Origin of the sequence: Citrobacter sp. RHB35-C17 (assembly GCF_013816795.1) — a bacterium.
In the GTDB taxonomy this organism is placed as follows: Bacteria; Pseudomonadota; Gammaproteobacteria; order Enterobacterales; family Enterobacteriaceae; genus Citrobacter_A; species Citrobacter_A amalonaticus.
Window position 1 is genome coordinate 695,424 of sequence record NZ_CP057150.1, and the last position, 19,160, is coordinate 714,583.

Consider the following 19,160-nt stretch of genomic DNA (forward strand, 5'->3'; position numbering starts at 1 on the left):
GCCTTGCGGCCCGTTGCTGTTTTTACGCTTGCGGTTCTACTGGTGGGATGGCGGGCGCAGGTTTGACTTCTTCAGTGGCCTGACGCGCTTCCAGCTCGCTCAAACGTTGCTCCAGCAGCGCCAGCTTTTCACGGGTGCGTAGCAGTACCTGGGTCTGAACATCAAACTCTTCGCGGCTCACCAGATCGAGACGCGTCAGCTGAGATTGCAGCGTTTGACGGATTTTCTTCTCGACATCTTCCCCGAACTCCCGGATCCCTTTCGGCATCGACTCGTGAACCTGGCGAGCGATCTGCTCAATTTTTTTCGGGTCAATCATAGTGGTTTCCCTGAACTGGTAAGTGTTAACGCTCATTGTAGTGCGATCTGCGTAAGGCATAAACCAGAATTGTGTGATGTTAATGCGGGTAAAGGCGTTGATGAAGGTAATCAATAGGGTTATAGTTAATCCGCTTATTCTCAGGGCGGGGCGAAATTCCCCACCGGCGGTAAATCAACTCAGGTTGAAAGCCCGCGAGCGCTTTGGGTGCAAACCTAAAGGTCAGCAGATCCGGTGTAATTCCGGGGCCGACGGTTAGAGTCCGGATGGGAGAGAGTAACGATCCAGTCGGGCATGGACCCGCTCACGTTATTTTTTTGCCGCTTGTCGGTACTCCTAAGACTGCCCTGATTCTGGTAACCATAATTTTAGTGAGGTTTTTTTACCATGAATCAGACGCTACTTTCCTCTTTTGGTACGCCTTTTGAACGTGTCGAACACGCTCTGTCTGCGCTGCGCGAAGGCCGCGGTGTGATGGTGCTGGATGACGAAGATCGTGAAAACGAAGGCGATATGATTTTCCCGGCAGAAACCATGACCGTTGAGCAGATGGCACTGACCATCCGTCACGGTAGCGGTATTGTCTGCCTGTGCATCACCGAAGATCGTCGTAAACAACTCGATCTGCCGATGATGGTGGAAAATAACACCAGCGCTTATGGCACCGGTTTTACCGTGACTATTGAAGCGGCGGTAGGTGTTACAACCGGCGTTTCCGCAGCCGATCGCGTGACCACCGTTCGTGCGGCGATCGCCGATGGCGCAAAACCTTCCGATCTGAACCGTCCGGGACACGTTTTCCCATTGCGCGCTCAGCCGGGCGGCGTATTGACCCGCGGTGGCCACACCGAAGCGACCATCGATCTGGTGACGCTGGCGGGCTTCAAACCGGCGGGTGTCCTGTGTGAACTGACCAATGATGATGGCAGCATGGCGCGTGCGCCGGAGTGCATCGACTTTGCAGGCAAACACAATATGGCTGTTGTGACGATCGAAGACCTGGTGGCTTACCGACAGGCGCACGAACGTAAAGCCAGCTAACTCTGCCTTGCCGGATACTGGTGCAAGCACCTTATCCGGCAAATTTCGCTTTTTCAAACATCCTGTCGGTTAATAAACATCCAATCTTTTTCTCTATGATCGAAATCATCTTTTCGATTTCATACTATGCCAGTATATAATCCTACCTACTTATAGGTATGTTAAATTTTAACGCTAAATATCTGTTAATGTTAAATTTTAAGGGTAAAAGGATGTTTATTGCCTGGTACTGGATTGTATTAATTGTTCTGGTGGTCGTGGGATATGTTTGCCACATGAAACGCTACTGTAAGGCGTTTCGGCAGGATCGTGATGCGCTAATGGAAATGCGCAATAAATTACTTCGTCGTGATGATGAAGAACGCGTCATGACTAAAGAGCAGGAATAACCGCTTCCTGCCCTCTCTGTTACCCGATCCCCATCGTCTGAAGTATGACCAGACTCAGCCCCATCACCGACATTCCGCACAGAACGCCATAGCTGGGGTTGTTGTTGGGATCGATCTCTTTTGCCAGCGGCATCAGTTCATCCACCGACAGCGCAACCATAATGCCGGCGACTGCGGCCATAATCGCCGCCATAACGACAGGTGACACCAGGCTACCAAGAATTAGCCACGCCAGCACACCGCCCAATATTTCTGCCATCCCGGAAATGCCCGCCCAGAAAATCGCGGTTCGTTTAGAACCGGTGGCCGCATAGACCGGCCCGGCGACTGCCAGACCTTCCGGAATATTATGCAGGGCAACCGCCAGCGCGACGCCGAATCCTAACTCCAGGTTACTGCTGGCGGTGACGTAGGTGGCAATTCCTTCCGGGAAGTTGTGCAGACTGATCCCCAGCGTCAGCAGGATGGCGGTACGTTTAATCGAGCCAGGAATCGGCTGCGTTCTTTTTTGCATCAGATCCTGCGGGTGGGCATGTGGAAGCAGACGATCCAAACCAAAATAACCCAGCAGGCCGATGATAAACATGCCGTAGCCCAGAACTGGCGGCATTCCCTTTGTACCCAGCGCGGCGGGCAGCATCTCCATCAAAGAGATCAGCAGCATGATCCCGGCGGCAAATCCGAGCGAAAACGCCAGCAGGCGATTAGAGGGCTTTTGCCCCAGTACGCCAAGAAACGCGCCAATGAACGTGGCGGCCCCCGCCAGTAAGGTCAGAATTAAAGGTACTGACATCAATGACTCCTTATACATCTCGCTGACCTTCAAAATAACTGATGATCATCATCATGGTTATCAGAGTTCTTCATTCATCGAAAGAGGGTATTGTAAGACCATCAAAATGACTCCCTGAGTAAGGATATCATCATGTCTTCAATTCGTATGCCAGCATTGTTTTTGGGACACGGCAGTCCGATGAACGTTCTGGAAGATAACCTGTATACCCGCGCCTGGCAGCAGCTTGGGGAGACACTGCCGCGTCCGAAAGCGATTGTGGTGGTGTCTGCCCACTGGTACACCCGAGGTACCGGCGTCACCGCGATGGAAGCGCCTAAGACCATTCATGATTTCGGCGGTTTCCCGCAGGCGTTGTACGACACGCATTACCCGGCGCCCGGCTCACCTGAACTGGCGCAGCACCTGGTTGATTTGCTTGCACCGGTGCCGGTTGCGCTCGACAAAGAAGCCTGGGGCTTTGACCACGGTTCCTGGGGTGTGCTGATAAAGATGTACCCGAATGCCGATATCCCCATGGTGCAGTTGAGCATTGATAGCACCAAACCGGCGGCCTGGCATTTTGAAATCGGGCGTAAACTGGCGGCGCTGCGTGATGAAGGCATCATGCTGGTGGCCAGCGGCAACGTAGTGCATAACCTGCGCACGGCGCGCTGGCACGGCGATAATAACCCGTATCCGTGGGCGACATCGTTCAATGATTTTGTCAAAGCGAACCTGAGCTGGCAGGGACCGGTTGAGCAGCATCCGTTGGTCAATTATCTCGATCATGAAGGCGGCTCACTGTCGAACCCGACACCGGATCACTATCTGCCGCTGCTGTATGTGCTGGGCGCATGGGATGGTAAAGAACCGATGACGATCCCGGTTGATGGTATCGAGATGGGCAGCCTGAGTATGCTGTCGGTACAGGTGGGATGATTAATGCCGGGTAAGGCGGAGTCGCCACCCGGCGTTCTCAATTACTCGACAAAAATATGCGGGTAGAAGCGGGACAGATCCTGAGTGATCAGCGCTCTGTCTTCGCGAATACCGATCCCGGCAGGCTGATCGTTGATCAACCAGCTACCGATCAGCATATAACTGTCGCCAAATTTCGGCAGTTGATGAAACTGCTGTACGATCATGCCTTCTTCACCGTACGGTCCTTCCACTGCTTCGATTGTTTTACCGTTCTCGATAATGGAGACGTTTGCGCCTTCACGCGAGAAGATCGGTTTCACGACGAACTTTTCCATCTGCGGATAATCGTCTTCGGCGAAATAAGCGGGAAGCAGGTTCGGATGGTTCGGGAACATTTCCCACAGCAGCGGCAACAGCGCCTTGTTGGAGATAATGCTTTTCCAGGCCGGCTCCAGCCAGCGCACGCCAGCGTCTTCCAGCTTAGTGGAAAACATCTCGCGCAGCATAAACTCCCACGGATAGAGTTTGAACAGGTTGGCTATCACCTGATCCTGTAAATCCGTGAACTGACCTTTTTCACCCAGCCCAATATCTTCAATATAGAGGAATTCAGTGGCGATCTCCGCTTCCGCTGCACAATCCTGCAGATACTGAATGGTGCCGCGATCTTCAACCGTATCACGACAGCAGGTCAGATGCAGAAGCTGGAAGCCGTACTGCTCACGCAGCTCGGCGAAGCGCTCAATGAGCTTTTCCTGCAGGCTGTTAAACTGGTCGCTGCCTTCCGGCAGATTGCCCGCATTGATCTGATCTTCAAGCCAGATCCACTGGAAAAACGCCGCTTCGTACAGCGAGGTCGGAGTATCGGCGTTGTTCTCCAGCAGCTTCGGTTCGCCAGAGCCATCCCACGCCAGATCAAGACGCGAGTAGAGCGACGGCTGGTTTGTCTGCCAGGACTGACGAACAAAGCCCCAGGTGTGCTTAGGAATACGGAATTTGGTCATTAGTTCGTCGCTGGCGATCACTTTCTCGACCACCTTGAGACACATCTGGTGCAGCTCAGCGGTCACATCTTCCAGCTTTTCAACCTGGGCCAGCGTGAGTTTGTAATAGGCATCTTCACACCAGTACGGTTCGCCGTACATGGTGTGAAAATTAAAACCGTATTCCGTGGCTTTATCGCGCCAGTCCGGGCGTTCGGTAATACTGACTCTTTCCATGCGTATCAGCCACCCATTGAACGCGTGGAGGTGCCGCTTGCGCTACGCTGCATGGCGCTCTGTTTGGCTACAGATTCACCGAAGCCGCCGCGCGTTACGGTAGAGGTGGTTGCCGGTTTCGGCGCCATGGCGGTTTTAGGAACCGTCATCGTACGACCAGGCTGTGCGGCGCCGTAGTTTTTACCACCCGCATCGGTGTATTTACCGTAAGCCGGGCTGGCCGGGTTTTTCGAGCTGAACAGCGGTTGCTGCGCAAAGCCCGCGCCGCCGCCCATCATGCGGCCCATCATATAACCCGCCATCAGCGGCATCCAGAAACTGCCGCTGGACTGCTGTGCCTGCGCTTCTGGCGCCATGCCTGCCTGAGCAGGGGCTTGCTGACACTGGCCTTCACCGAACTCAGCGATACAATCTTCGCGAGTGGCATATTTCGGCGCGGTACGTTCCGCTTCTTTCAGCGCATTGTTGTATGTGGTGGTACATTCCGCACTTTTACCCGGATTGGCTGCCGAGCAGTCATCCGCATTCTGATACAGCGATACGGTTTCATCGCTTTTCTCACAGCCCGCCAGCATAAACACAGCGGTAACGGCTAACGCCACAGGCGTCAGATGGCGTGCGCTCCAGCTTTTGCGGAACGAGGCGTGATGGATGGATTTTGTCCGTTTCATTTTCGTCTTTCCTGGACCCAGTGGTTATTACTGCTCAGGATAGAGGATGAGTGGTTGAAAATGAAGCGAGAAGAGGCGGGAATGCGGAACAATGGCGGGATCTTTACGTTGCCTTACGTTCAGACGGGGCCGCAGCCCCGTCATCGCGTTTAATTACGGAACGGATTTTTACCGTTGCTGCTGGAAGAACGTACCGACGCCGGTTGCGTGGCGGGCGCTGTCGCGTTGGCGGCATAGCCGTCAGCGTTCGCGTCCATCTGCGGGGTTTCCGGCGCGACGTGTTCCGGCGAGGTGGAGATCGGTTTGCCCAACGTGTTGTTCAGCGCCACCAGATCCTGCTCGTTCAACGTACCCAGCGCTGACTTGATATTCAGCTGGTTGATCAGGTAGTTATAACGCGCATTCGCCAGTTGCTGCTTGGCGTTGTACAGCGTGGTGGTCGCATCCAATACATCAACGATAGTACGTGTACCCACGGAGTAGCCTGCTTCCATCGCGTCTAATGAGCTCTGGGCGGAAACCACCGCTTGTTTGTACGCGTTAATGCTGCTGATTGACGCATTGATATTGTTGAAGGAAGAACGTACGGTCTGCACTACGCTACGGTGGGCACTTTCCAGTTGCTCACTGGCGCCAACAAAGTTGTATTGCGCCTGTTTCACCTGCGAGTTCACCATCCCGCCCTGATAAATCGGCAGCGAGAAGCTCAGGCCGACTTTGTTCTGGCCCATGTTGCTGTCGTCATACTGGGAGCCTACCGCGCTGCCGCGGGTTTTCGAACCACTGTAGGAGGTATCAGATACGCCGGTAGAGGCAGTTAAGTCCAGCGTTGGCAGGTGACCATCCTGCGCCTGGCGAATCTGCTCACGTGCCAGATCCTGGCTCAGACGCGCCTGCAACAACGTCAGGTTGCGGTTTTCGGCTTCTTTCAGCAGGGCGTTCACCGCCTGCGGCTTGTCGGTTTTGAAGCTGTCAACGTTCAGCGATGCCAGCTCCGGGTAGTAGTTGCCGGTAACCTGACGCAGTTCTTCAACCGCATTGTCGAGATCGTTACGGGCGGTCACTTCGTTGGCCAGCACGGTATCGTATTGCGAACGGGCGTTTTGCACGTCAGTGATGGCCACCAGACCCACGTTGAAACGCTGGGTGGTTTGATCCAACTGACGATAAATCGCCTCTTTCTGCGCCTGGGTGTAAGAGAGAACGTCAATGGCGTTCAGCACTTTAAAATAGGCGCTCGCGGTGTTGAGGATCAGCGTCTGCTGGTCCGTCTGGAAAGTCACGTCCTGAATACCCGCCGATTTTTCCTGCAGGGTCAGCGCACGCCATTTCGACATATCGAAAAGGGTCTGCGTTAATTGCAGGGACGCGCTGGTGGCATTTGAGTTCACGCCGTTAGCATCGCGGTAGCCGTTGCTGTAGGTGTAATCGGCACCTAAGCCCAGTTGAGGCAGTAAAGGACTACGTGCTTCGTTGATTTTTTCGAATGCAGCATCGCGATCGGCGGCGGATTTACGCAATTCCGGGTTGCTCAGGCGTGCTTGCTGATAAACTTGCATCAGGTTCTCTGCCTGGCTCAGTGTGCTGAACCCCGACAGGCTCAGGCCGATAAGGATGGGGAGCAATTTCTTCATTTGCATTCCTTGTTGTGAAGCAGTATTTAGCGCTGATCAAATTTTAAAAATAATTGCTGATTCTAGCAGAATCCGCCACCGCAAAAAGTTGGCGTTCTGTGCCATCAGGCGTTAATTTGCACCAATTTACCACAAGGTCGATGAAACGGCAGTCAAACGCCCTTGAAATTCACATTTAAATCACTATTGGTACAGGACGGCACAATGCGCAAATCAGGCAACTCGCCAGTAACTTTCGCCAAAAACGATGTAGAAATTATTGCACGAGAAACGCTATATCGCGGTTTTTTTTCGCTGGATCTTTATCGCTTTCGCCACCGTTTGTTCAACGGTGAAATGAGCCAGGAAGTGCGTAGAGAAATTTTTGAGCGCGGCCATGCGGCAGTCTTGCTACCCTTTGACCCTGAGCGGGATGAAGTGGTGTTAGTTGAGCAGGTGCGCATCGCGGCCTATGACACCAGTGAAACGCCGTGGCTACTGGAAATGGTGGCCGGGATGATCGAAGAGGGTGAAAGCGTTGAGGATGTGGCCCGCCGTGAAGCGATGGAAGAGGCCGGCATTGAGGTAAAACGGACGAAACCGGTGCTCAGTTTTCTGGCAAGCCCTGGCGGCACCAGTGAGCGCTCGTCAATTATGGTGGGTGAAGTGGACGCCACGACCGCAAACGGGATTCACGGTCTGGCTGATGAAAACGAAGACATTCGGGTTCATGTGGTAAGCCGGGAGCAGGCTTACCGTTGGGTAGAAGAGGGGAAAATTGATAACGCGGCTTCGGTCATCGCCCTGCAATGGCTGCAACTGCACTATAAAGAGCTAATAAACGAGTGGAAAAAATGAAGCGCTATACACCTGACTTCCCTGAAATGATGCGTCTTTGCGAAACGAACTTTTCGCAACTGCGACGTCTGCTGCCGCGTAATGATGCGCCTGGCGAAACGGTGAGTTACCAGGTGGGCAACGCACAATATCGGATTACGATCGTTGAATCGACCCGATACACCACGCTGGTGACCATCGAGCAGACGGCGCCGACCATCACCTACTGGAGCCTGCCGTCACTGACTGTACGGCTCTACCATGACGCAATGGTCGCCGAAGTGTGTTCAAGTCAGCAGATCTTTCGCTTCAAAGCACGGTATGATTATCCAAATAAAAAGTTGCATCAACGCGACGAAAAGCATCAAATTAATCAGTTTCTGGCCGATTGGCTGCGATACTGCTTAGCACATGGAGCGATGGCGATTCCGGTTTACTAGCGTCGTGAAACCTAAGGACACCATTTGGAAAGCCTGTTAAACCTTTCTCTGGCTGGTGAGGCCAGGGTCAGGATCTTACAAATTACTGATACTCACCTGTTTGCCGAAAAGCACGAAACGCTATTGGGCGTAAACACCTGGGAAAGCTACCAGGCCGTGTTGGATGCCATTCATGCCGAGGGGCAGGAATACGATCTGATCGTGGCGACAGGTGATTTAGCTCAGGATCAAACCTCTGCGGCTTATCAGCATTTTGCTGAAGGCATCGCAAGCTTTCGTGCGCCTTGCGTTTGGTTGCCCGGTAATCATGACTTCCAGCCTGCGATGTATAGCGCATTACAAGAGGCGGGGATCTCCCCTGCAAAATGCGTCATGGTTGGCGAGCAGTGGCAAATTCTGCTGCTGGACAGTCAGGTCTTCGGCGTACCTCACGGTGAACTGAGCGAATTTCAGCTCGAGTGGCTGGAGCGTAAACTTGCTGCGGCCCCTGAGCGTCACACTCTGTTGCTTCTGCATCATCACCCCATGCCTGCGGGATGCAGTTGGCTGGATCAACACAGCCTGCGTAACGCGGCGGAACTGGACAACGTGCTGGTGAATTATCCGCGCGTGAAATATCTGCTTTGCGGGCATATTCATCAGGAACTGGATCTCGACTGGAATGGCCGCCGTCTGCTGGCGACGCCCTCCACCTGCGTTCAGTTCAAACCCCATTGTGCGAACTTTACCCTTGATAGCATCGGCCCTGGCTGGCGTACGCTGGAGCTGTTTGCCGACGGTACGTTGAAAACAGACGTCTGTCGTTTGCAAGGGACTGAGTTCCGACCTGATACCGCTTCTGAAGGCTACTGATGTCTACGCTTCTCTACCTGCACGGCTTCAATAGCTCGCCCCGTTCGGCGAAGGCCTGCCTGCTGAAAAACTGGCTGCACGAACACTATCCTCATGTCGAGATGGTTGTGCCGCAGCTGCCGCCGTATCCGGCCGATGCCGCAGAGATGCTGGAGTCTATCGTACTGGAGCATGGCGGCGAGGCGCTGGGCGTGGTGGGATCATCATTAGGCGGTTATTACGCCACCTGGCTGTCACAGTGCTTTATGCTGCCCGCGGTTGTCGTCAACCCGGCTGTCCGGCCATTTGAACTGTTGACTGACTACCTCGGTCAGAACGAGAACCCCTACACGGGGCAGCAATATGTGCTAGAGTCACGCCATATTTACGATCTTAAAGTCATGCAGATCGACCCGCTGGAAGCGTCGGATTTAATCTGGCTGCTGCAACAGACGGGAGATGAAGTGCTGGACTACCGCCAGGCAGTGGCGTATTACGCCTCATGCCGCCAGACTGTTATTGAAGGTGGAAACCATGCATTCACGGGCTTCGAAGATTATTTCAACCCGATTGTCGATTTCCTTGGACTGCACAGTTGCTGACAATCATTTCGAATTGCTATTAAAACCATGACGCAAACTTATAACGCTGATGCCATTGAGGTACTCACTGGGCTTGAGCCGGTACGCCGTCGCCCAGGGATGTATACCGATACGACCCGCCCTAACCATCTTGGGCAGGAAGTGATTGATAACAGTGTCGATGAAGCACTGGCGGGCCACGCGAAACGCGTGGATGTGATTTTACATGCCGATCAATCTCTGGAAGTTATCGACGACGGTCGCGGCATGCCCGTGGACATTCACCCGGAAGAGGGCGTTCCGGCGGTTGAACTGATCCTCTGTCGACTGCACGCGGGCGGCAAGTTCTCGAACAAGAACTATCAGTTCTCCGGCGGCCTGCACGGCGTAGGGATCTCCGTGGTCAACGCCCTGTCGAAGCGCGTGGAAGTGAACGTGCGTCGTGATGGTCAGGTGTATAACATTGCGTTTGAGAACGGCGACAAGGTTCAGGATTTGCAGGTTGTTGGCACCTGCGGCAAGCGTAATACCGGCACCAGCGTCCATTTCTGGCCTGACGAAACCTTTTTCGACAGCCCGCGTTTTTCTGTCTCGCGCTTAACGCACGTGCTGAAAGCCAAAGCTGTGCTGTGCCCTGGCGTTGAAATCACCTTTAAAGATGAAGTTAATAACAGCGAACAGCGCTGGTGCTATCAGGATGGCCTGAACGATTATCTGCGCGAAGCGGTAAACGGCCTGCCGACGCTGCCGGAAAAACCGTTCATCGGCAATTTTTCCGGTGACACGGAAACGGTCGACTGGGCGCTGCTGTGGTTGCCGGAAGGCGGCGAACTGCTGACCGAAAGCTACGTGAACCTGATCCCGACCATGCAGGGCGGGACGCACGTCAATGGTCTGCGTCAGGGGCTGCTCGACGCGATGCGTGAGTTCTGCGAATACCGCAACATTCTGCCGCGCGGCGTGAAGCTCTCAGCGGAAGATATCTGGGATCGCTGCGCCTACGTGCTGTCGGTGAAAATGCAGGATCCACAGTTTGCCGGACAGACCAAAGAACGTTTGTCGTCGCGTCAGTGTGCAGCGTTCGTCTCTGGTGTGGTGAAAGATGCCTTCAGCCTGTGGCTGAACCAGAACGTCCAGTCAGCCGAGCAGTTAGCGGAGATGGTGATCTCCAGCGCTCAGCGCCGACTGCGCGCGGCGAAAAAAGTGGTGCGTAAAAAGCTGACCAGCGGTCCGGCGCTGCCGGGAAAACTGGCGGACTGTACCGCGCAGGATCTGAATCGTACCGAACTGTTCCTGGTGGAAGGGGACTCGGCGGGCGGTTCCGCCAAGCAGGCGCGCGATCGTGAATATCAGGCGATCATGCCGCTGAAGGGTAAGATCCTGAACACCTGGGAAGTCTCTTCTGATGAAGTACTGGCCTCACAGGAAGTGCACGATATTTCTGTCGCGATCGGCATCGATCCGGACAGCGACGATCTGAGCCAGTTACGTTACGGTAAGATCTGTATCCTGGCGGATGCGGACTCCGATGGTCTGCACATCGCCACGCTACTGTGCGCGCTGTTTGTGAAGCATTTCCGCACGCTGGTGAAACACGGACACGTCTACGTCGCGCTACCGCCGTTGTACCGAATTGACCTCGGCAAAGAGGTTTATTACGCGCTGACGGAAGAAGAGAAAGCGGGCGTACTGGAACAGTTGAAGCGCAAGAAAGGCAAGCCAAACGTACAGCGCTTTAAAGGACTGGGTGAAATGAACCCGATGCAGTTGCGTGAAACCACGCTGGATCCCAACACGCGTCGTCTGGTCCAGCTCGTCATTGATGATGAGGACGATCAGCGCACTAACGCCATGATGGATATGCTGCTGGCGAAGAAACGCTCTGAAGATCGCCGTAACTGGTTGCAGGAAAAAGGCGACCTCGCAGATATCGACGGGTAATTATACGTTTCATTGTTAATAAAAAGGGTAAGCCATCATGGCTTACCCTTTTGCTTTCAGGATATCTGATTGATCTTGCCAGAGAGGTCTATTAGGCTCAATCGAGGCGAGAACGCGGATTGACGTTATGGCACTGACCGGGGATGGACGCCAAAAATACATAATAAGGAAACAGGATGAACAACACACATCTGTCTAAGAGCGTCGACGCCCTTAAACCCTCCGCTATCAGGGAATTACTCAAACATAGCAAAATGCCTGGCGTGATATCGCTGGGCGGCGGTATTCCCAGCCCGGAACTGTTTGATAATACAGGGCTGGAAATGGCCACGCGTAACATGATGGAAAACCAGTTTCTGGATGCGTTCCAGTACGGTCTGAGTGAAGGTTTTCCGCCTCTGCGGGAAGCGATCGCTCAGTTGTGTCAGAAACGAGGCATTCAGGCCGCGTCCGACGCCATTCTGGTGACCAATGGGTCTCAGCAGTCGCTGGATATTCTGGTGAGAACGCTGATCAATCCGGGCGACAAAGTGGTCGTCGAACGTCCGACCTATCTTGCCGCCTTGCAGGTGCTGCAACTGTCTCAGGCGGATATTCTGTCTGTTGGTACCGATAAAGACGGCATGATCGTAGACGATCTGGAAGTTTTGCTGCAGAACAACACGATCAAGTTTGTGTACATCGTGCCGACGTTCGGTAACCCCGGTGGCGTGGTTCTTAGTGATTCCCGTCGTCAGAAGTTGGTTCAACTGGCGAAACAGCATGACTTTGCCATCATCGAAGACGATCCCTACGGTGAAATCAATTTCACCGACGAGACCTATAAAACGCTGTTCCAGCATGCCCGAGAGAGCGGATGCCCTGAGCAGGTGATCTATACCTCGACTTTTTCCAAGATTCTGGCTCCAGGCCTGCGTGTGGGTTGGGTGGTACTGCCGGAATGGATCAGACAAAAAGCGACCATCGTTAAACAGGCGACCGATCTGCATACCAGCGCGCATTCGCAGGCAATGGCCGCCAGCTATTTGACGTTAGGTCGTCTGGACGATCAAATTCAGCTCATTCGTCAGGCGTACCGTGAGAAGTGCTATTTGCTGGCGGACGCGATTCGCAGTGAACTGGGCGAGCATATCTCATTCCATATGCCGCAGGGTGGGATGTTCCTGTGGGGGACGTTCCGTGATGATTTTGATACCACGGCATGGCTTTCCCGCACACTGCAGGAAAAAGTGGTATTCGTGCCGGGAGAGTTCTTCTTCTGTGATAAGCCGGACAAACGGACGCTACGGATGTCTTTTGCGACGCCAACGGCGGATGAGCTTGAAGAAGCGGTACGGAGATTGAAAAAAGCGTTGCCCTGAGGTCGCTGTTGCCGGGTCTGACGCTGATGGCTGACCCGGCGCAACGCGGTATGTTTAAATACCGGATTCCAGAATACGAATATTCATCTCCAGCACATCGCCCTTAACGGCTTCGCTGTAGGCTTTCATATGCGGGGTTTGCAGGTGCGCTTCAAGATGCGCGATGCTTTCCCACTGCTCAATCATCACGATTGAATCAGGCGCCATGGTCTGAAAACTCACGTTTGCCGCATGATCTACCATCGGCGCGTAGCCGTGGCAGCCTTCTTCTTTCAGTACGGTTGGAACAATTTTCGCAAACTGATCGAGGACGGCCTGACGGTGATGTTGTCCCGGACGGGTGCGGATTTCAGCAATAACTGTAAGCATGGTTAACTCCTTCTAATTCCAGGTTACCAGTTAACCAAAAATCGCCTGCAGATGCTCGCGATATTCTGCAACAGAACGTGGTACATCCGGCATTTTAATGACGTCATTGGTAATAAAGGTCGGCAGCGCTTCCATTCCAAGGAATTGATTCGCTTTATGGAACGGCAGATAAACGCCATCAACGCCCACGCCGTGGAAAAACTGATCTTTATCGGTGAAGGCTTCCATCGGTGCGTTCCAGGTCAGAGAAAGCATGTATTTTTTCCCCTGAATCAGACCGCCGGAGCCGTATTTCTTCGAAGCATCTGAGCGGGTACGACCATCGCTGGCATACAGTGTGCCGTGGCCTTCGGTGAACACGTCATCAATGTATTTTTTCACGGTCCACGGCGCACCCATCCACCAGCCTGGCATTTGCCAGATAACCACGTCCGCCCAGACGAAGTTCTGCACTTCTTCTTTCACGTCGTAATCGCTGTCAGCGCGGACGATTTTGACGCTATGCCCGAGGTCGCGCAGAGTGCCTTCGGCGACTTCCGTCAGGGTGTCGTTCAATTGGCCGTTGGAGTGTGCGAATTTTTTCGCACCGTTGATAATCAGGATGTTGCTCATTATTAATCCTCTGAAATGCGTTTGAGGCTAATTTTACGTCAACAGCCGGTAGGGTGAAATTAGCAAAATGTGCAAAGTCTTTTGCATCTGGCGCAATAATCGACGATTACCACTTCACTGTCGCGATAAAACCCCCGTCTGGCGCATTGTCAAACGACACTGTCATTGTGTGCAGGGCGGCAATGCGACGGACAATCGACAGGCCCAGCCCGCTGCCGGTAACCTGCTGTCCGGGCGGGCGATAAAAGCGTTCGCCAATGTGAGGCAAGACTTCTGCCGTGACGCCGGGGCCGTTGTCTCTGACCGTAAACTGCCGGGCGTCAAGCGTGACATCCACCTCGCTACCTTTGGGGCTGTAGCGGATGGCGTTATCCAGCAGATTGCGCACCAGCAAACTGAGCAGTAGCGGTTGCCCGGTGTGCGTCACATTATGAGCGTTGATCTGCAAACGCACATCAATCTGCGCCTGCTGCGCGGGTTGCCAGATGTCCATTACCGCAGACTGAAGCACTTCCTCAAGAGAGAGCGTGGCGACGTCCTGCAGGTTATCCAGCGAGTCGAGACGGGAAAGCGTCAGCAACTGGTCGACCAGACGCGTGGCACGATCGATGCCCGTATGGAGTTGCATCAGCGCTTTCTCGCGTGCCTGCGGATCATCATCAGAAAGCTGCGCCACCTCCGTCTGGACTTTTAGCGCCGTTAACGGACTACGCAGTTCGTGGGCGGCGTCTGAGGTAAAGCGCCGTTCGCGCACCATCATCTTATGGGTACGGGTAAAAAGCTGGTTGAGCGATTCGACCAGCGGGCGTACTTCACTCGGGACGCCGTGTGAGCTGAGCGGCTCGCTGGATTCCGGATCGCGCAGACGCAACGCCTGCGCCAGCTTTTTAAGCGGCATGAGCTCCCGATGCAGCAGCATAATCAACAACAGCAGCATCAGCGGCAGGGCGATAAGCCAGGGAATCAGTTGCGCCGTCACAATCGCCAGCGCCATATCTTCACGGTATTCCCACTCCTGACCGACCACGATGCGGTACTTACCATCGGAGGAAGTCAGCCAGATAAAACGCCATTTATCGTCATCGCCACTTAACTTGCCGTCATCAAAGCCTTCCCGGCGGTAGCTATAGGGGATGTTCTGACCATTATCGCCGTCGTGCAGCACCATCTTACCGTCCGTGGTGTAGACGGCAAAGGTCAGCGCATCATCATCAACATGACCGTGCTTGAATTTCTTTGGCGTATGCGCCATCCGTTCGGTGGCGTGCAGTTCATTGATATCGAGCGTAACCAGGCGTTTGGCGAAGAGCATCAACTGGGTATCAAACAGTTCATCAACGTTATCCGTTGTTTTTTTCCAGGCGACAAAACTCGATGCCGCCCAGGTAATGGCTGACAGAATCAGAAAAATGAGGGTAAGCCTGACGCGCAGGCTGAGTCGCTGGGTCACGATGATACCTCGCCAAGCGTATAGCCGATGCCGTGAACGGTGCGAATGAAATTGCTGCCCAGCTTGCGTCGCAGATGGTGGACGTGCACTTCAACGGCATTGCTGGTGACCTCTTCGTCCCAGTTATACAGCTTCTCTTCAATGAGCTTGCGCGGCAGCACGCGACCTTTATTACGCATCAGTAATTCCAGAAGTGCGAACTCTTTTGGCTTGAGTATCAATGGCTCACCCGCCAGCGTCGCGACCCGATCGCCGGGACGTAAGCTCACCCGCCCGTGGCGTAATTCACTGCTGGCCTGACCGCTGGCGCGACGCATCAGAGCCTCCAGTCTGGCGGCGACTTCTATCAGTGCAAAGGGCTTACACAGATAATCATCGGCTCCGAGTCGAAGGCCTTCCACACGCTCGGCCAGCGCATCGCGCGCGGTGAGGATCAGCACCGGCTCGCGCTTTCCCTGTTCGCGCCAGTCGCGCAGAATATCGCGCCCGTCCATTCCCGGCAGCGTGAGATCGAGGATCACCGCGTCGTAAGGCGCGCTGTAGAGCGCTTCTTTTCCCTGACGACCTTCGGTAAACCAGTCGACGCTAAAGCCCATTTTACTCAGCCCGGTTTTAATGCCGTCACCAATCAACGCATCATCTTCAACCAGTAAAATTCGCATATTTTCATCCCTGCACCCGCTGTGATAAAGGCAAGTAAACCGCGATGTTGCACGTGATGTACAGCAAAAAAGAGACTTTTTTTGCCTTAAGAACTTGTTAAGGATTACCGTATTTAATGGATGTGAAATGACATCAAAGGGAGAAATGATCATGAAAAAACTGGCTGCAATTGTTGCCGTCATGGCGCTCTGCTCCGCACCGGTTCTGGCCGCGCAGCAGGGTGGTTTTTCTGGCCCGTCCGCGACGCAAACGCAGAGCGGCGGCTTCCAGGGGCCTAACGGTAGTAGCACGACGGTAGAAAGTGCGAAATCCTTGCGTGATGACACCTGGGTGACGCTGCGCGGCAACATCGTTGAACGTATTTCCGATGACCTCTATCTGTTTAAAGATGCGACAGGCACCATCAATGTCGATATCGACCACAAACGCTGGAATGGCGTGACGGTTACCCCGCAGGATACCGTTGAAATTCAGGGTGAAGTGGATAAAGACTGGAATTCCGTTGAAATTGACGTGAAGCAAATCAGTAAAGTCAGCAAATAATCCCTGTCAGGGCCGCGTTCGCGGCCCTTTTCTTTGTGACTCAACGCGTCAGATAAGGTAGTATCTGCGGCAATATTGCCTGAAAAGATACCGGGTATCTGGCGGGCTTACAGTTGAGGAATCACGATTAATGAGCGATATGGCAGAGCGCCTTGCGCTGCATGAATTCACGGAAAACGCCTATCTGAATTACTCCATGTACGTCATCATGGACAGGGCGTTGCCGTTTATTGGTGATGGTCTGAAACCCGTTCAGCGCCGCATCGTCTATGCGATGTCAGAGCTGGGGCTGAATGCCAGCGCCAAATTTAAAAAATCCGCCCGTACCGTCGGCGACGTGTTGGGTAAATACCACCCGCACGGAGACAGCGCCTGCTATGAGGCCATGGTGCTGATGGCGCAGCCGTTCTCTTACCGTTATCCGCTGGTTGATGGCCAGGGGAACTGGGGGGCGCCGGACGATCCGAAATCCTTCGCGGCGATGCGTTATACCGAATCCCGTCTGTCCAGATACGCCGAACTGCTGCTGAGTGAACTCGGCCAGGGAACCGCTGACTGGGTGCCAAACTTCGACGGAACAATGCAGGAGCCGAAAATGCTGCCTGCGCGTCTGCCGAACATCCTGCTTAACGGTACAACCGGTATCGCGGTCGGCATGGCGACCGATATTCCGCCGCACAACCTGCGTGAAGTGGCAAAAGCCGCGATCACCCTGATTGAGCAGCCGAAAACCACGTTGGACGAGCTGCTGGATATTGTCCACGGCCCGGACTACCCGACCGAAGCGGAAATCATTACCCCGCGCGCCGAGATTCGTAAAATTTATGAAAACGGGCGCGGCTCTGTGCGCATGCGCGCGGTGTGGAAGAAAGAAGACGGCGCGGTGGTAATTACCGCGCTGCCGCACCAGGTTTCCGGCGCGCGCGTGCTGGAGCAAATCGCCGCCCAGATGCGCAATAAAAAGCTGCCGATGGTAGACGATTTGCGCGATGAGTCAGACCACGAAAACCCGACCCGTCTGGTGGTGGTGCCGCGTTCCAATCGCGTGGACATGGAACAGGTGATGAACCACCTGTTTGCCACCACCGATCTGGAAAAGAGCTATCGCATTAACCTTAATATGATCGGTCTTGACGGGCGTCCGGCGGTGAAAAACCTGCTGGAGATCCTCACCGAATGGCTGGCGTTCCGTCGCGATACCGTGCGTCGTCGCCTGAACTATCGCCTCGAGAAAGTCCTCAAACGCCTGCATATCCTGGAAGGTTTGCTGGTGGCGTTTCTCAATATTGACGAAGTCATTGAGATCATCCGTACGGAAGATGAGCCGAAACCCGCGCTGATGTCGCGTTTTGGTATTACCGAAACGCAGGCCGAAGCGATCCTCGAACTGAAATTGCGTCATCTCGCCAAACTGGAAGAGATGAAGATTCGCGGTGAGCAGGATGAACTGGCGAAAGAACGCGATCAGCTACAGGCGATCCTCGCGTCTGAACGCAAAATGAATACCCTGCTGAAGAAAGAGCTGCAGGCCGATGCCGACGCCTATGGTGACGATCGTCGTTCACCGCTTCGCGAGCGCGAAGAAGCGAAAGCAATGAGCGAACACGACATGCTGCCGTCTGAGCCAGTGACGATCGTGTTGTCGCAGATGGGCTGGGTGCGTAGCGCCAAAGGTCATGACATCGACGCACAGGGACTGAACTACAAAGCGGGCGACAGCTTTAAATCCGCTGTGAAAGGGAAGAGCAACCAGCCAGTGGTGTTTATCGATACCACCGGACGTAGTTATGCCATTGATCCGATCACGCTGCCGTCGGCGCGCGGTCAGGGCGAACCGTTGACCGGCAAACTGACGCTGCCGCCAGGCGCGACCGTTGAGCACATGCTGATGGAAGGCGATGAGCAGAAACTGCTGATGGCATCCGATGCGGGTTACGGTTTTGTCTGTACGTTCAACGATCTGGTGGCGCGCAACCGTGCCGGTAAGACACTCATCACGCTGCCGGAAAACGCCCGCGTGATGCCGCCGGTGGTGATTGAAGATGAAACGGATATGCTGCTGGCGATAACGACGGCCGGACGTATGCTGATGTTCCCGGTCAGCGATCTGCCGCAGTTGTCGAAAGGCAAAGGGAATAAGATCATTAACATTCCGTCTGCGGATGCGGCGCGTGGTGACGATGCGCTGGCGCTGCTGTATGTTCTGCCGCCGCAAAGTACGCTGACGATTCACGTCGGGAAACGCAAAATCAAGCTGCGCCCTGAGGAATTGCAGAAAGTGACCGGCGAGCGCGGCCGTCGCGGGACGTTGATGCGCGGTTTGCAACGCATCGATCGCATCGACATTGATTCGCCACGTCGTGCCAGCAGTGGCGACAGCGAAGAGTAAAATGCTGTTAAACGCCTGAAGGCATAAGTAGGCCTGATAAGAGGCAACGCGCCGCCATCAGGCAACACTATCGTGCCGGATGGCGGCGTTAATACCTTATCCGGCCTGCGGTTGTAACGATACCGTCAGGCCGGATGACAGTAATATTTCCCGTAAAACCGTTGTTTATTCGTGAGTCGCGATTAACAATACAG

At 54.2% G+C, this 19,160-nt stretch carries 20 protein-coding genes and 1 riboswitch; of the genes, 11 read left to right on the forward strand and 9 right to left on the reverse strand.

Annotated features, from left to right (window positions below):
* Positions 1 to 22 precede the first annotated feature (22 nt).
* Positions 23 to 319 carry a ubiquinone biosynthesis accessory factor UbiK gene (ubiK, locus tag HVZ37_RS03365; RefSeq protein ID WP_042324283.1) on the reverse strand — a complete coding sequence of 99 codons (297 nt, stop codon included), beginning with the start codon at positions 317 to 319 and terminating at the stop codon, positions 23 to 25.
* A gap of 132 nt (positions 320 to 451) precedes the next feature.
* Positions 452 to 601: riboswitch (FMN riboswitch) on the forward strand.
* 105 nt (positions 602 to 706) lie between these two features.
* On the opposite strand from ubiK, the gene ribB reads away from it, so the two are divergent.
* Both ribB and HVZ37_RS03375 read left to right on the forward strand, forming a co-directional pair.
* On the forward strand, positions 707 to 1,360 hold the full coding sequence (gene ribB, locus HVZ37_RS03370; protein ID WP_042998177.1) for a 3,4-dihydroxy-2-butanone-4-phosphate synthase: 654 nt from the start codon (positions 707 to 709) through the stop codon (positions 1,358 to 1,360).
* Between the two features lie 212 nt (positions 1,361 to 1,572).
* Entirely contained in the window at positions 1,573 to 1,749 is a 177-nt protein-coding gene (locus HVZ37_RS03375; protein ID WP_181628108.1) for a hypothetical protein, read from the forward strand.
* A 19-nt stretch (positions 1,750 to 1,768) separates the two neighbouring features.
* Here HVZ37_RS03375 and zupT read toward each other — a convergent pair whose 3' ends face one another.
* Positions 1,769 to 2,542, reverse strand: coding sequence for a zinc transporter ZupT (gene zupT / locus HVZ37_RS03380; RefSeq protein ID WP_042998175.1), 774 nt, complete (start codon positions 2,540 to 2,542; stop codon positions 1,769 to 1,771).
* Between the two features lie 132 nt (positions 2,543 to 2,674).
* On the opposite strand from zupT, the gene ygiD reads away from it, so the two are divergent.
* Complete coding sequence (ygiD, locus tag HVZ37_RS03385) at positions 2,675 to 3,463, forward strand: 4,5-DOPA dioxygenase extradiol (protein WP_042998174.1); 789 nt, start codon at positions 2,675 to 2,677, stop codon at positions 3,461 to 3,463.
* Between the two features lie 41 nt (positions 3,464 to 3,504).
* Here ygiD and HVZ37_RS03390 read toward each other — a convergent pair whose 3' ends face one another.
* From HVZ37_RS03390 to tolC, 3 genes are all read right to left on the reverse strand, one after another.
* Positions 3,505 to 4,665 (reverse strand): glutathionylspermidine synthase family protein, encoded by a 1,161-nt coding sequence (locus HVZ37_RS03390; protein ID WP_042998173.1) that lies wholly within the window; start codon positions 4,663 to 4,665, stop codon positions 3,505 to 3,507.
* 5 nt (positions 4,666 to 4,670) lie between these two features.
* Complete coding sequence (locus HVZ37_RS03395) at positions 4,671 to 5,336, reverse strand: DUF1190 family protein (protein WP_042998172.1); 666 nt, start codon at positions 5,334 to 5,336, stop codon at positions 4,671 to 4,673.
* Positions 5,337 to 5,485: 149 nt separating this feature from the next.
* Complete coding sequence (gene tolC / locus HVZ37_RS03400; RefSeq protein WP_042998171.1) at positions 5,486 to 6,970, reverse strand: outer membrane channel protein TolC; 1,485 nt, start codon at positions 6,968 to 6,970, stop codon at positions 5,486 to 5,488.
* A gap of 204 nt (positions 6,971 to 7,174) precedes the next feature.
* On the opposite strand from tolC, the gene nudF reads away from it, so the two are divergent.
* The 6 genes from nudF (at position 7,175) to HVZ37_RS03430 (ending at position 12,940) form a co-directional block, all read left to right on the forward strand.
* The gene (gene nudF / locus HVZ37_RS03405; protein ID WP_042998170.1) at positions 7,175 to 7,807 is read left to right on the forward strand and encodes an ADP-ribose diphosphatase; all 633 of its coding nucleotides are present in this window, start codon (positions 7,175 to 7,177) and stop codon (positions 7,805 to 7,807) included.
* A complete protein-coding gene (locus HVZ37_RS03410; protein WP_042998169.1) occupies positions 7,804 to 8,226 on the forward strand; it encodes a DUF1249 family protein in 423 nt (140 codons plus the stop codon). The genes nudF and HVZ37_RS03410 overlap by 4 nt, the downstream gene beginning before the upstream one ends.
* Positions 8,227 to 8,250: 24 nt before the next feature.
* Positions 8,251 to 9,078 carry a 3',5'-cyclic-AMP phosphodiesterase gene (gene cpdA, locus HVZ37_RS03415; RefSeq protein WP_061070590.1) on the forward strand — a complete coding sequence of 276 codons (828 nt, stop codon included), beginning with the start codon at positions 8,251 to 8,253 and terminating at the stop codon, positions 9,076 to 9,078.
* Positions 9,078 to 9,659, forward strand: coding sequence for an esterase YqiA (yqiA, locus tag HVZ37_RS03420; RefSeq protein ID WP_042998167.1), 582 nt, complete (start codon positions 9,078 to 9,080; stop codon positions 9,657 to 9,659). Before cpdA ends, yqiA begins: the two co-directional genes overlap by 1 nt.
* Positions 9,660 to 9,686: 27 nt before the next feature.
* On the forward strand, positions 9,687 to 11,579 hold the full coding sequence (gene parE / locus HVZ37_RS03425) for a DNA topoisomerase IV subunit B (RefSeq protein ID WP_042998166.1): 1,893 nt from the start codon (positions 9,687 to 9,689) through the stop codon (positions 11,577 to 11,579).
* Between the two features lie 176 nt (positions 11,580 to 11,755).
* Positions 11,756 to 12,940 (forward strand): PLP-dependent aminotransferase family protein, encoded by a 1,185-nt coding sequence (locus HVZ37_RS03430; protein WP_181628109.1) that lies wholly within the window; start codon positions 11,756 to 11,758, stop codon positions 12,938 to 12,940.
* A gap of 54 nt (positions 12,941 to 12,994) precedes the next feature.
* Here HVZ37_RS03430 and HVZ37_RS03435 read toward each other — a convergent pair whose 3' ends face one another.
* From HVZ37_RS03435 to qseB, 4 genes are all read right to left on the reverse strand, one after another.
* Positions 12,995 to 13,309: a putative quinol monooxygenase gene (locus HVZ37_RS03435; RefSeq protein WP_042998164.1), complete on the reverse strand. Its 315-nt coding sequence runs from the start codon at positions 13,307 to 13,309 to the stop codon at positions 12,995 to 12,997.
* 30 nt (positions 13,310 to 13,339) lie between these two features.
* On the reverse strand, positions 13,340 to 13,921 hold the full coding sequence (locus tag HVZ37_RS03440; protein WP_181628110.1) for an NAD(P)H-dependent oxidoreductase: 582 nt from the start codon (positions 13,919 to 13,921) through the stop codon (positions 13,340 to 13,342).
* A gap of 106 nt (positions 13,922 to 14,027) precedes the next feature.
* Entirely contained in the window at positions 14,028 to 15,377 is a 1,350-nt protein-coding gene (qseC, locus tag HVZ37_RS03445; protein ID WP_181628457.1) for a quorum sensing histidine kinase QseC, read from the reverse strand.
* The gene (gene qseB, locus HVZ37_RS03450) at positions 15,368 to 16,033 is read right to left on the reverse strand and encodes a quorum sensing response regulator transcription factor QseB (protein ID WP_044255734.1); all 666 of its coding nucleotides are present in this window, start codon (positions 16,031 to 16,033) and stop codon (positions 15,368 to 15,370) included. Before qseB ends, qseC begins: the two co-directional genes overlap by 10 nt.
* 151 nt (positions 16,034 to 16,184) lie before the next feature.
* Here qseB and HVZ37_RS03455 point away from each other — a divergent pair, with 151 nt between their 5' ends.
* Both HVZ37_RS03455 and parC read left to right on the forward strand, forming a co-directional pair.
* Positions 16,185 to 16,577, forward strand: a complete 393-nt coding sequence (locus HVZ37_RS03455) for a YgiW/YdeI family stress tolerance OB fold protein (protein WP_042324346.1) — start codon at positions 16,185 to 16,187, stop codon at positions 16,575 to 16,577.
* Between the two features lie 130 nt (positions 16,578 to 16,707).
* Positions 16,708 to 18,966, forward strand: coding sequence for a DNA topoisomerase IV subunit A (gene parC / locus HVZ37_RS03460; protein WP_044265602.1), 2,259 nt, complete (start codon positions 16,708 to 16,710; stop codon positions 18,964 to 18,966).
* Positions 18,967 to 19,160 lie beyond the last annotated feature (194 nt).